This window comes from Chryseobacterium sp. UF-290 (assembly GCF_058245615.1).
This window is the reverse complement of sequence record NZ_JBSICB010000005.1, coordinates 234615-246760: the sequence shown is the minus strand read 5'-3', so window position 1 is coordinate 246760 and position 12146 is coordinate 234615. Positions and strand designations below refer to the sequence as shown.

The 12146-nt window shown below is 38.1% G+C and carries 12 protein-coding genes; 4 read left to right on the top strand and 8 right to left on the bottom strand.

The window, feature by feature from the left end; translation table 11 throughout:
- The first annotated feature begins 10 nt into the window (after positions 1 to 10).
- A complete protein-coding gene (gene odhB / locus AC4IF5_RS08245; RefSeq protein ID WP_490733437.1) occupies positions 11 to 1264 on the top strand; it encodes a 2-oxoglutarate dehydrogenase complex dihydrolipoyllysine-residue succinyltransferase in 1254 nt (417 codons plus the stop codon).
- A gap of 80 nt (positions 1265 to 1344) precedes the next feature.
- On the top strand, positions 1345 to 1734 hold the full coding sequence (apaG, locus tag AC4IF5_RS08240) for a Co2+/Mg2+ efflux protein ApaG (RefSeq protein ID WP_490733435.1): 390 nt from the start codon (positions 1345 to 1347) through the stop codon (positions 1732 to 1734).
- Positions 1735 to 1816: 82 nt separating this feature from the next.
- Here the strand turns inward: apaG and AC4IF5_RS08235 are convergent, their stop codons facing one another.
- The 3 genes from AC4IF5_RS08235 to AC4IF5_RS08225 are packed head-to-tail and all read right to left on the bottom strand — an operon-like array spanning position 1817 to position 4300.
- Positions 1817 to 2371 (bottom strand): 3'-5' exonuclease, encoded by a 555-nt coding sequence (locus AC4IF5_RS08235; RefSeq protein WP_490733433.1) that lies wholly within the window; start codon positions 2369 to 2371, stop codon positions 1817 to 1819.
- A 60-nt stretch (positions 2372 to 2431) separates the two neighbouring features.
- Positions 2432 to 3409, bottom strand: coding sequence for a glycosyltransferase family 2 protein (locus AC4IF5_RS08230; protein WP_490733431.1), 978 nt, complete (start codon positions 3407 to 3409; stop codon positions 2432 to 2434).
- 6 nt (positions 3410 to 3415) lie between these two features.
- Positions 3416 to 4300: a lysophospholipid acyltransferase family protein gene (locus tag AC4IF5_RS08225; RefSeq protein WP_490733429.1), complete on the bottom strand. Its 885-nt coding sequence runs from the start codon at positions 4298 to 4300 to the stop codon at positions 3416 to 3418.
- A gap of 79 nt (positions 4301 to 4379) precedes the next feature.
- On the opposite strand from AC4IF5_RS08225, the gene AC4IF5_RS08220 reads away from it, so the two are divergent.
- Positions 4380 to 4949, top strand: a complete 570-nt coding sequence (locus AC4IF5_RS08220) for a thioredoxin family protein (RefSeq protein ID WP_490733427.1) — start codon at positions 4380 to 4382, stop codon at positions 4947 to 4949.
- A 64-nt stretch (positions 4950 to 5013) separates the two neighbouring features.
- Here the strand turns inward: AC4IF5_RS08220 and AC4IF5_RS08215 are convergent, their stop codons facing one another.
- The 5 genes from AC4IF5_RS08215 to AC4IF5_RS08195 form a co-directional block, all read right to left on the bottom strand.
- A complete protein-coding gene (locus AC4IF5_RS08215) occupies positions 5014 to 5199 on the bottom strand; it encodes a bacteriocin-like protein (RefSeq protein ID WP_490733426.1) in 186 nt (61 codons plus the stop codon).
- 72 nt (positions 5200 to 5271) lie between these two features.
- Positions 5272 to 6633, bottom strand: a complete 1362-nt coding sequence (locus AC4IF5_RS08210) for an aldehyde dehydrogenase (protein WP_490733424.1) — start codon at positions 6631 to 6633, stop codon at positions 5272 to 5274.
- A 117-nt stretch (positions 6634 to 6750) separates the two neighbouring features.
- Positions 6751 to 8313 carry an MFS transporter gene (locus tag AC4IF5_RS08205; protein ID WP_490733422.1) on the bottom strand — a complete coding sequence of 521 codons (1563 nt, stop codon included), beginning with the start codon at positions 8311 to 8313 and terminating at the stop codon, positions 6751 to 6753.
- A 305-nt stretch (positions 8314 to 8618) separates the two neighbouring features.
- Positions 8619 to 9665 carry an HlyD family secretion protein gene (locus tag AC4IF5_RS08200; RefSeq protein ID WP_490733420.1) on the bottom strand — a complete coding sequence of 349 codons (1047 nt, stop codon included), beginning with the start codon at positions 9663 to 9665 and terminating at the stop codon, positions 8619 to 8621.
- 5 nt (positions 9666 to 9670) lie between these two features.
- A complete protein-coding gene (locus tag AC4IF5_RS08195; RefSeq protein WP_490733418.1) occupies positions 9671 to 11005 on the bottom strand; it encodes a TolC family protein in 1335 nt (444 codons plus the stop codon).
- A 136-nt stretch (positions 11006 to 11141) separates the two neighbouring features.
- Here AC4IF5_RS08195 and AC4IF5_RS08190 point away from each other — a divergent pair, with 136 nt between their 5' ends.
- Positions 11142 to 11945, top strand: coding sequence for a helix-turn-helix domain-containing protein (locus AC4IF5_RS08190; protein ID WP_490733416.1), 804 nt, complete (start codon positions 11142 to 11144; stop codon positions 11943 to 11945).
- Positions 11946 to 12146: the final 201 nt, after the last annotated feature.

Sequence of the window (12146 nt, the reverse complement as noted above, 5' to 3'; positions counted from 1 at the left end):
AATACTCGATATGTCAGTTTTAGAAATGAAAGTTCCTTCACCGGGCGAATCAATTACAGAAGTTGAAATTGCAACTTGGCTTGTAAAAGATGGTGATTATGTAGAAAAAGATCAACCTATCGCTGAAGTAGACTCAGACAAAGCAACTCTTGAATTGCCGGCAGAACAAAGTGGTGTGATCACTTTGAAAGCAGAAGAAGGTGATGTGGTACAAGTAGGTCAGGTAGTTTGTTTAATTGATATGGATGCTGCAAGACCAGAAGGTGCTGCACCGGCTGCTGAAGCTCCAAAACAGGAAGAAGCTCCGAAAGCTGCTGAACCTGCTAAACAGGAAGCTCCAAAACCAGCTGCTCCGGTTGCTGCTCCACAAACTTACGCGACAGGAGCTCCGTCTCCGGCTGCTAAGAAGATCCTTGATGAAAAAGGAGTGGATGCAGGACAGGTTACAGGATCAGGAAGAGACGGAAGAATCACTAAAACTGACGCTGAATTAGCTGCAGTTCCTGCATTGGGAGGAAGCCCTCTTACTGCGACAGGTTCAAGATCTACTACAACGACCAAGCTTTCAGTTTTAAGAAGAAAAATCGCTCAGAGATTAGTTTCTGTGAAGAATGAAACAGCAATGTTGACTACTTTCAACGAGGTTGATATGTCTGAAATCTTCAGATTAAGAAAACAATATAAAGAAGAATTCGCTCAAAAGCATGGTGTTGGACTTGGTTTCATGTCTTTCTTTACCAAAGCAGTGACAAGAGCATTACAAATGTATCCGGATGTAAACGCATCTATCGATGGAGACTTCAAAGTAAACTATGATTTCTGTGATATTTCAATCGCAGTTTCAGGACCTAAAGGATTAATGGTTCCTGTATTGAGAAATGCAGAAAACATGTCTTTCAGCGCTATTGAAGCAAACATCAAAGATCTTGCTACAAAAGTAAGAGACGGTAAAATTACTGTTGATGAAATGACGGGTGGTACTTTCACCATTACTAACGGTGGTACTTTCGGATCTATGATGTCTACACCGATCATCAACCCTCCGCAATCTGCGATCCTTGGAATGCACAACATCATCCAGAGACCGGTTGCTGTTGACGGGCAGGTGGTAATCAGACCAATGATGTATGTGGCAATGTCTTATGACCACAGAATTATCGATGGAAAAGAATCTGTAGGATTCCTTGTAGCGGTAAAAGAAGGTATCGACAACCCTGTTGAAATATTAATGGGAGGTGACGAAAGAAAAGGCCTTGGATTATAGTTTTAATAAAATTATAATATAAATATACAATCTCGCCTTAAAAAAGGCGAGATTTTTGTATTTATTAAGGAAATACTACAATGATGTTTTCAAAAATGACTTCCAATATCAAAGTTTCAGTAATACCTGAATATGATAGTAAGAACAGTTATCCATCCGAAAACCGTTATGTTTTCAAATACAGTATCACTATAGAAAATGACGGAAGCTTTCCTATAAAAGTATTGAAAAGAAAATGGCTGATCTTCGATGTAGGATTTGGATATACAGAGATTATAGGAGACGGTGTGATCGGTTTAACCCCTGAGATAGGAACCAACGAAAATTTCGCCTATTTCTCCAATGTAATGCTTCGGTCCGGCGTTGGCAATATGAGCGGAAAATACCTGGTTAAAAACATGGAGACACAGGAAACTTTCGAGATCGATATTCCGAAATTCAATCTGCTGTCTGAAGTTTTGAGTAACTAAAACAAAAAGAGATCAGGAATGCAGGAAGGGTATACATAATCATCTGTGCCAATCTGTGAAGATCTGTGGTTAAATAAAAAAATCAAAGCTTTTTAATTTTTGCTTTCATAAACTCATTCACTTCATCATTACTGGTAAGAAAGAGCTTTTCAAAAGCAAGCAGAGATATTTTGGCACAAACTTCAGCGTCGGCGCCGGCCCTGTGATGGTTAAACTTAATCTGATGGTATTCTGCCAAAGGCTTTAAACCATATTTCGGAAGGTAATTCCATGATTTTTTAGCGAGCTGTATACTGCACAGATAATTTAATTTTGGGGTAAACATTCCATAATGTTCAAGACATCCTCTTAAAACCGAGGCATCAAAACCAGCATTGTGAGCAATCATCAGACTTCCGTACATCATGTCCTGCGCCTCATACCATATTTCATCAAAAGTAGGCGCGTCTTTTACATCCTCCGGCTGTATCCCATGCACCGCAATATTGAACTTATTGAAATAAGGAAAACTCGGTGGTTTGATCAGCCAGGTTTTAGTTTCTACAATTTTAGAGTCCTGTACCACACAGATTCCCATTTCACAAGCTGAACTTTTCTCGTGAGTGGCTGTTTCAAAATCTATTGCGCAGAAGTCCATTCTTGTAGGTTTATTTTATCTGGTTGCTGGTTGTTTGGTTTAATAAGGTTGCTCGTTTTGTTACCTGCTACCTAAAAAGTGTTTAAAAATCAACCATTTTGATTGATAGAATTCATTCTTTTGATTTTTCTGACGAAGCTTCCATGTTCCGGGAAGCTGTCCGTAAAAGCCAAAATGAGCTCTTACTACTGCCCAGAGGTGTGGAAAGCCCTGTTTTAATCCAAAATAAATTCCGGCTACTCCATCCAGGCAAAGTCTGAAAAAAATCAACCACACTAATTTAGGAAAAGGAAGATTTTTAAGCATCATGGAAAGGTTATTTCTGATGTTTAAATATGTTTTTTGCGCACTTTGTTTATTCAGAGTTCCGCCTCCTACGTGATATACCCTGGATTTTCCGGTATAGAAGATCTTTTTCCCTGAATTGATCAGTCTCCAGCACAGGTCAATTTCTTCCTGATGCGCAAAAAATCTTGCGTCAAAACCGTTTTGCTCCCAAAAATCCTTTGAACGGATGAAGAAGCAGCATCCTGATGCCCAGAATATTTCTGTTTCATCATCATATTGTCCTTTATCCTCTTCCACATCATCAAAAACCCTTCCTCTGCAGTACGGATACCCCAGATTGTCGATCAAACCGCCCGCAGCACCTGCAAATTCGAAACGGGTCTTATTATGATAGGATAGGATTTTAGGCTGGATTGCTGATATTTCGGGATGTACTTCGAATATTTTCAGTACAGGATCTATCCAGTTCTCAGTAACTTCCACATCAGAATTGAGAAGGCAGTAATATTCATTATTAATCTTTTTTAAACCTTCATTATAGCCACCTGCAAACCCATAGTTCCTATCATTTTTAATGACGGTTACTGAAGGAAAATTTTTATTTAAATAGGCGATGGAATCATCTGTTGAAAGATTATCGATGACATAAATGTCTGCATTCCGGGAAAACTGAACCACACCCGGAAGAAATTTCTCAAGCCAGTTTCTGCCGTTCCAGTTTAAGATGACAATTGCCGGTTTTTTCTGCATGTAAATCTATTTTTTGTCAGCATCAAAATTTTTGATAGAATCCTGGTATTTCCACTTTCTATGTGACCAGAGGTAGTTGTCCGGATGCTTGTGCAGCGTGTTTTCCAATAGCTTATGGAACTTCCTTACTACTTCATTTTCTATGAATTTCTCGCCATCCGGGTATATTCTGTGATAGTTGACCTGATAATAGCCACGTTTTACCTTTTTCATTTCACAATAGATAAAAACAAGGTCCATTCTTGTGGCCAGCTTATCATATCCTATAAAAGCAGGTGTCCGTTGATTCAGAAATTCCAATCCGTAGGTGACATGGGCAAAGTGAGGAGTCTGGTCAGCTACAAACATGTAGGCCGAATCACCGTTGTTTTTAGAACGGAAAATATTCAGGATCACCTCATTGGCTTCCAGTGCCTCATTTCCGAATTTATTACGGACCTTTTTCATCTGATTTTCCCAGAAATCACTGTTTACCTTTCGGTATACAGGATGACAATGAGCCTGAGGAATAACCCTGGCCAGCGCATTGATCCATTCCCAGTTGAAAACATGTCCGGCCAGTAAAATTATATTTTTTCCTTCTTCCTTCGCTTCGTGAAACAAATGCTGGTTGATGTGCTGCATTCTCACTCTGGATTCCGTCTCGGAAATGCTGAAAGATTTTATGGTTTCTACCAGATAATCGGAAAAATTAAGGTAGAATTTTTTTCGGATCTTTTTGATCTCTTCATCGGACTTTTCCGGAAAAGATTTTCTCAGATTTTGAGTGATAACCTCTTTTCTGTAACCTACCAGATAGTAATTTAAGAAAAAGATAACATCCGAAAAAATGTACAATATTTTCAGCGGAAGCTTTGAGATGAGGAATAATATTTTGATTAGAAAATTCATAAAACACGCAAATTTAGTGATAATAAAATTATGGTTCTATTTTTGCTGGAGATATATATTATTTTTTTACTTTTATGTTATGAAAAAATTAACGATTGTAGCTTTTCTGGGATTGAGTGTGCTTGGTTTCTCACAGAATACCAATAAACCACAGGAAGGAAGAGCAAATGATAACGCACTTTTGGTAAAAACCGACCATGCAGAGCTGGATGCGAAAAAAAAGGCTGCTGAAGAAAAGGCCAAGCTTCCTAAACCTTATGATCCAAAAGCAGATGCGCAGGCTGACATTAATAAATTAGTGGCTCAGGCTCAGAAAGAAGGGAAAAATATAATGATCCAGGCCGGCGGAAACTGGTGTGGATGGTGCCTTCGTTTTAATAATCTTGTACAAACAACCCCTGAGTTAAAGGAAATTGTAGATGAAAATTATCTATATTATCATTTGAATGACTCTCCTGAAAATAAAAATGAAAAAGTTCTATCAAAATACGGAAAGCCTGGAGAAAAATATGGATATCCAGTTTTTATTGTTTTAAATGCAAGTGGTAAAATGATTCATGTTCAAGATAGTAAACCATTGGAGGAAGGAAATGGTTATAATTTATCTAGGGTAAAAGGATTTTTTGAAACTTGGAAAATTAAAAAGTAGTCGTACTATTTGATAATAATAAGTCCTATTACAATTTTGTAATAGGACTTATTATTGCGTAAACTTAGCAGGTTTCAACATAAATGCTCTGCTCATGTGAATTATAACACGCTGCTCCACCTGAATAATCAATACACGATGTACATGAACTAACATATACAAAAGAACCATTAGAGCATGTCGCAGCACAAGAACCTTTTCCTGAAACAGTTCTTAACTGTTCACGAGACAATTTTTTTAAATTTTTCATAATGTTTTATTTGTTGATTAACAGTAATAAAACTACAATATTATTTTTTATAATTCTCCATTTTGGGAATAATTAAAGCAGTTTTTTTACCCAGCTTAATTTTTTCTCTGAATATGGCGGATATTTAAGATTCGGTTCGCCCCATGTCACTTTTTCAAGAACGGATTTCTGATGAGAAAATGTTTCAAACCCATATTTTCCATGATAATTTCCTATTCCTGAATTTCCTACTCCTCCAAATGGCAGATGATCATTGCTTAAATGCATGACAGTATCATTGATACATCCGCCGCCAAAAGAAAGTTTTCTTGTGAATGCCTCTTTTTCTTCTGCGTTATTGGTGAAAAGATAGGCTGCAAGCGGTTTTTCCAGTTCTAAAACCGAGTTTAAAGCAGCATTATAATTTTTAAAGCTAAGAACGGGAAGCAGCGGTCCAAAAATTTCTTCCTGCATGATGTCGTCTTTCCAATCCACATTATTCAGGATGGTAGGCTCAATATATAAGTTTTCCTCATTGTAACTCCCTCCGAAATAAAGCTTTTCCCTGTCGATAAGTTTTGTAAGCCTTTGAAAATTTTTAAGGTTGATGATTCTCGTATACTGTTCTGAGTCCGGTTCATATCTGAATTCTTTAATATACTTTCTTACCATTTCGAGGAATTGTTCCTGTATCGTTTCTTCTACCAGTAAGTAATCCGGAGCGACACAGGTTTGTCCGGCATTTAAGAATTTTCCCCATACTATTCTTTTGGCAGCCGTTTCGAGATGGGCATCTTTGGTGATGATAGCCGGAGATTTTCCACCCAGCTCAAGAACTACGGGAGTCAGGTGCTCTGCCGCAGCTTTATAAACGATCTTTCCAACTTTTGTACTTCCGGTAAAGAATATTTTATCAAACTTTAATGTTAAAAGCTCTGTAGTTTCAGCGATGCCGCCTTCATATACATGTACATATTCAGATGGAAAATGGAGATTGATAATATCCGACATGGCCTTCATTGTATTTTCAGCTATTTCACTGGGCTTCAGAATACAGCAGTTTCCGGCAGCAATGGCAGCAATAACAGGAGAAAGAGAGAGCTGATAAGGGTAATTCCAGGCTCCGATAACCAATATGCAGCCTAAAGGTTCCTGATAAATTTTACTGCTTCCAAGCTGATTGACAAGATTGGTACTTACTTTTTTAGGTTTCGCAAGAGATTTTAAGTTTTTTAAATAATAATCAATATCCTTCAGGACAAAAGAGAGCTCTGTAGTGAATGTATCAAACCTGGATTTTCCAAAGTCTTTGTGGATAGCTTCATACAGCCTATTTTCATTGGAGATGATCAGATTCCGGAGCTTTTCAAGATACATTTTCCGGAAAGCAATACTTTTCGTTTGTTGTGTTTCAAAAAAGGATCTCTGGCTCAGTAAAATTTTTTCAATTTCCATGCGTTGGCTTTTGTATTAAACGTAAGGGTTGATGTGGTATTGTGGTGAAAAAACAAGCAACAATAAACCGGCCAAAGTTTATTCTTTCTTCTATCCTCCAGCTTCCTTCACAAAATACTACATAATATTCCTTACCGCTATTTTTACCGGATGATACAACAGTAAAAGAAGCGCAGTAACTAAAGCCAGCCAGAATAGGCCGGTAAAAACTTCCATATTGGAAAGGAGGATCGATTGAGCGGTTATTTTAGCCTTAAAAGCTCCTGCAGTCATTGAAAGTGAATCATTTACCGGGAGTTTTGATATATGAGCCCCGAAAAGCTGATTCCATTGACTGTAGAAAACGGGATTGGTATCGGTAAGATTAAAGCTGAGCGTGTCAGAATGTTTTAACGTTAAAAAAAGCATCAGGTTCTGCATTAATGCATATCCGATGGCAGTGGTCCAGAAGCGGGTAGTAGTTCCCAAAGCCGTAGCATTGGAAACATATTCTTCAGGCGTTCGGGAAATCAGGAAGAAAACAAGCGGTGTAAACAATAATCCCTGTGCTACTCCCTGTAACAATAAAGGAGGACATATTGTAGAAAGTGTCGTATCCGGATAAAAGGTATAGGTAAACCAGGCACAATCTACAGCTAGCAGCAGGAATCCTGTAAAGAAAATAATTCTTGAGGAAATTCCCCGTACCAGGCAGATTCCTGATAAGAATACCCCTGCGAGCGTTCCTGCCACATTCCAGTACTGGATATTTACAATATAGTCCCACGGCCATTTCCAGACGGTTGCCATGATGCTGTATACGTTGTTCAGCCCGGAGCGGATCAGATAGAAAATAAAGAAAAGGACCATCCCGGCCACCACATTCTTAGAGCTGAAAACTTCAAAATGGAACAGCGGTCTTTTGGAGTTTCGCTGCTTAAGCATAAACAAGCCTCCGGAAAGCAGAAAGATGAACAGGCACATGATGATCGTATCTGACTCGAACCACATCAGTCTTTTGCCATAAATAATAGCATAACCTCCGGCCTGTAAGCATACCCAAAGCAGAAACCAGCTTGCAATATCCAATTGGTACAGGGGTTTTTTAGGAAAGAACCTGTTTTTATTAAAGATCGCTATTCCGATGATCAGTACAAATACATGAAAATAGACCATCATTAAGACCATGTGCTGAAAGTCATAGTCTTCAATGCTTGATTTCAGCAGGGAAGTGGTTACTGTACCACCGGTCAGCATAATGGCATACATAAACAGATAAGCTAAAACCTTAGCGTGTCTTGTTTTTAATTCAGCAATGATCAATGGAAGGAAGATAGCGCCTTCCAGTAACCCGAAAATTCCTTCCAGGAACCTGACGACCAAAATAATATGATAATCATTGGTGACAGACTGAGTATAGAGAATGATCACAGAAATAGAGGCCATCAGCAGAACATAATATTTTACACTGAAATAAGCCATAAACCGCTGTAAAACTAAAAGGGTAACCACAAATGTCCCATACATCAAAATCATTAAGTATTGGATGTCATCTGAATCTACATCCATAAAGGAAGATGTGAAGGCGCTGTTGGAATGTAACAGCGACAACAACATCAGATGGGGAAACAATGCCAGAATAAGAAGCGGCAGTTTCAGCCATTGTGGTACCCATTTATGATAAACTGTATTGTGTTGCATAATTTTTGTTGGCAAAATCACTGAAGTGGTGTGAGACTTCTTTTTATATCTTTTATTTTATATTGTTAATTGTATCTGGGCAAAAAAGCGAAAGAGAGGAATCGCAAAATCGCTAAAAAGGGATAAGGTTTCTCTTATACTTCATTTATTACTGTAGTTGATATGATCAATTTTAATAATGCAAAAAAATTACAATGCTATTTCACCTTTTTGCGGTTTTGCCTTTTCGCGGAAGATAATTTTAAAATAATAGTAAACGGGATCATTTTGTACTCTAATACTCTCAAACACTCTCACACTCAAATCTAGATCTTCTTCGCACTCACCAGAACATTCATTCCGGAAAGCAGTTTTTCACTTTCTTTAGTATGGTCAAGGATAATTTTTACAGGAAATCTTTGTTCGATCTTTACGAAATTTCCCGTAGCGTTATCTGGTTTCACCAAAGAAAACTGTGATCCTGATGCGGGAGAAACTGACAGGATCTTCCCTTTAAATTCAATTCCCGGATAAGCATCTGCTGTGATGGTAACTTCTTGCGTTGGGTCGATCTGTCCAAGCTGTGTTTCTTTATAATTGGCAATGATCCACTTTTCTTTGCTGACGATCTGTACCAGTGCCTGACCTTCTTTGATCAGTTGCCCTTCCTGAATTGTTTTTTTACCTACCCAGCCATCATAAGGAGCGGTAATGATAGTATAAGAAAGGAAAAGCCTGGCATTATTCAGGCTGGCGGAACTTTGCTGAATCTGGCTTTTGACAGGAGCGACCTTCGTCTGCTGCTCACTGGCTCCGGCTTTTACTGCATTTTTCTGCTGTTCCAGTGCCAAAAGATTAGCTTTTGACTGTTCATAAGATGCCTTTACATTTTCAAACTCCTGTTCGGTAGCAGCATCTTCTGCCAGAAGGTTTTGATACCTTTTGAAATCCTGTTCCGTTTTCCATATGTCAATTTTTGCCGAAGCGATCCTGGCATCAATGATCCTGGTATCGCTTTGCTTGGTATTTACACCACTTTCAATCGTTGTGATCGTAGCAGCATTGGCATGGAGATTAGCTTCTGCCATCTGTACCTGATTTACAAACTCTCTGTTGTCTATGATGATCAAGGTATCACCTTTATGTACAAACTGATTTTCATTAAACTTTATCGTTTTGATAAACCCTGAAACTTTGCTGGATACCGGTGTAATATATTGTTCGATCTGAGCATCATTGGTGGTTACATTTCTCCTCGAAAAAAGATAAAAACTTATCATTCCTGTGATACCGCTGATGATCAGGATCCAGGCCAGTAAAGTAATGGTTCTGTTGATTCTTTTCTCCTTCTGTGTCAGTTGTTTTTGTGCCATAGCTTTTATAAGTTTCCAATCGTATATTGAAGTTGGTAATATTTTAGTTGTCTGTTGATTTTCACGGAAATAAGGTTGGATTCAGCTTCCAGATAAGTATTGTCAGCATCGATCAGTTCAGTGATGAGACTCAGCTTATTCGCATATTTTGTTCTTACAATACGGTAATTTTCTTTAGCCTGATCGATCGCTTCCTCTGCAATTCTAACTTTCTGGTCAGTTTCTTCGAATTTTTTATAAGCTTCATATACACTATGTCTGATCTTTTCCTCATTTTCTTCGATCTGAAGTCTGGCGAGATCAATATTTTCCTTTGCTTCCTGCATTTTGTATTTATTTTTATACAGGTTTTCGATAGGATAGGTCAGGTTCATTCCGATCATTCCCAGACGATAAGCATAAGGTTCCGGTGGGAAGAACATCATATTCGGATACTTTAGAAAATATTCACCGCCGGCTGTAATCCTGGGTAAATAATTTGCTTTGGTGATTTTCCGGTCCAGTTCTTTTAAGGACAGATTCTTATGGGTGATCTCAACGGATTCATTTTTGTTTAAAGCGGTTTCCATAAGTTCGTCAATGTAGGGAATTGCTGCTTTGTCAGAGATCAGGTCTTCCGTATCTGCATGCATTTCCTGGTCTTCCGGAAGGGAGAGGAGGGTTTTCAGCTGATGTTCCGCAATCTGTATATCATTATCCAGCTCCGTCCAGCTCATTTTATGATTAGAGAGCTGCAAAGAAGTTCTCAGTACTTCATTCACTGTTACTACGCCATTCGCTTTCAGAGCTTTTACCTGTTTGATGTTTACAGAATCCTCTTTCATTTTGTCATTGATAAGGCTTTGCTGTTCTTTTAAATGATGGATCTGTAAAAATGCGGTGATGATTTCCATCTTAAGTTGTCTTTCATCCAGATGGGTTCTCAGCGATGCTATTTCAGTGTCAATAGCGGCTTTCTTTTCTGTGTTCTTGATTTTTCCACCCATATACACCGGAATAGAAGCGGATAATGTAAAATCATACATTCCGTTGATTGCATCGTATTGGGTAGCTTTATTGAAAACACCATCCTGATGCTGATAAAGATTAGTCACCTGCATATAGCTTGTATGAAATTCAATGTCCGGAAGCTTTTCCATTTTGAGATTTTTCTCTTGGGTCGCTGACATTTCCTGTTTCAGATGACTGATTTGTATGTTTTTGTTGTTCTTTAACCCTGACTCTATAGCCTGCTGTAAGCCGAGGTGCCGGTAATCTACCATCTGTGAATGTAAAAAATTGCTCAATAATAAGCACAACGCAATGCGCAGATATCTGCATGCGTTAAATGTCATATTCATAAATTAATTAAAGGATTTTTGCTAAAATGATTTTGATACGGCAAAGTTACGACGATCCATAAAGGACCCTATTTGTGAAAACAGAAAAATATTTGCTCATTTACGCCAATCTGAAAATTCTTCTTATCTTTAGGCTATGAATGACAGCCATTTTAAAGCCGTAGAGGAGAATGATGCAGAGTTTTATATTTATCATGTCCTTACAGGGAATATTACAACGGAAATCCATTATCACAGTTCAGCGCAGTTAGTATATGCTGAGGGTGGTATTGTGCATGTATTTACTGATCTGAAGCACTGGTATCTTCCGGCAAGGTGCTTTATGTGGATTCCTGCGGGAACACCGCATTATATTTTCTCGACCAGCCCGAAAGTAGATCTCTATAATTTTTATTTTAAGAAAGAAGAAGATGAAAATGGCTTTTTTGATGAAATTAATATTTATTCTGTCAATAATCTGCTTCGTGAGATGATTTTATATACTAAAGAATGGGATGGGAAAATCACAAAAAATGATGGATCTAAATATTATTTTCTTAAAGCTCTGAAAGGCATTTTACCGGAGAAAAGAGATAAAAAGCTGGCATTTCCTGTACAGCACCCTTTTCCCAAAGACGAAACCTTGCTGAAGATTGCGAGATACATTCATGCTAACCTTGAAAAGCCTCTTACTATAGAGTCTACAGCAAAAGAATTCGGAATGAGTACCAGAACCCTTTCCCGAAAGTTTAAGGAGATTTTAGGGATGAATTACGTTCGTTTTCTGAGAGCTTTAAGAATTACACGTTCTCTTGAACTGATGCTGGAAGGAAAGTACAATATGTACGAGATCGCCATGATGGTAGGTTATAACAGCCTGTCTTCTTTCAGTAATATTTTCAAAAAGGTAATCGGAGTAGCACCGACGGAGTATCAGCAGAAATTAAGAGGAGACAGGTAAAATTGAGGAAGAGCTTTGGATGATACGCAGTAATTATGAGATTCGGAGCTGCAAAGAGCTTATACCATACAAATTACTTCAGCTAATTCTCACATTATCTTTCTCTTTTGTTTTGCAAAAAGGTGGGGGAGTTTATAACGAATAATGAGCTTCAAATGGACATTAATCAAAGACAGAAAATGGAACCTTTTTACAAATATA

Bases quoted from the DNA above. Each gene is read 5' to 3' on its own strand.
- AC4IF5_RS08210 (WP_490733424.1), bottom strand. From the start codon at position 6,633: ATGGAAATTGAAAAAATTTTACTGAGCCAGAGATCCTTTTTTGAAACA.
- odhB (WP_490733437.1), top strand. From the start codon at position 11: ATGTCAGTTTTAGAAATGAAAGTTCCTTCACCGGGCGAATCAATTACA.
- AC4IF5_RS08200 (WP_490733420.1), bottom strand. From the start codon at position 9,665: ATGGCACAAAAACAACTGACACAGAAGGAGAAAAGAATCAACAGAACC.
- AC4IF5_RS08230 (WP_490733431.1), bottom strand. From the start codon at position 3,409: ATGCAGAAAAAACCGGCAATTGTCATCTTAAACTGGAACGGCAGAAAC.
- AC4IF5_RS08215 (WP_490733426.1), bottom strand. From the start codon at position 5,199: ATGAAAAATTTAAAAAAATTGTCTCGTGAACAGTTAAGAACTGTTTCA.
- apaG (WP_490733435.1), top strand. From the start codon at position 1,345: ATGATGTTTTCAAAAATGACTTCCAATATCAAAGTTTCAGTAATACCT.
- AC4IF5_RS08195 (WP_490733418.1), bottom strand. From the start codon at position 11,005: ATGAATATGACATTTAACGCATGCAGATATCTGCGCATTGCGTTGTGC.
- AC4IF5_RS08225 (WP_490733429.1), bottom strand. From the start codon at position 4,300: ATGAATTTTCTAATCAAAATATTATTCCTCATCTCAAAGCTTCCGCTG.
- AC4IF5_RS08220 (WP_490733427.1), top strand. From the start codon at position 4,380: ATGAAAAAATTAACGATTGTAGCTTTTCTGGGATTGAGTGTGCTTGGT.
- AC4IF5_RS08205 (WP_490733422.1), bottom strand. From the start codon at position 8,313: ATGCAACACAATACAGTTTATCATAAATGGGTACCACAATGGCTGAAA.
- AC4IF5_RS08235 (WP_490733433.1), bottom strand. From the start codon at position 2,371: ATGGACTTCTGCGCAATAGATTTTGAAACAGCCACTCACGAGAAAAGT.
- AC4IF5_RS08190 (WP_490733416.1), top strand. From the start codon at position 11,142: ATGAATGACAGCCATTTTAAAGCCGTAGAGGAGAATGATGCAGAGTTT.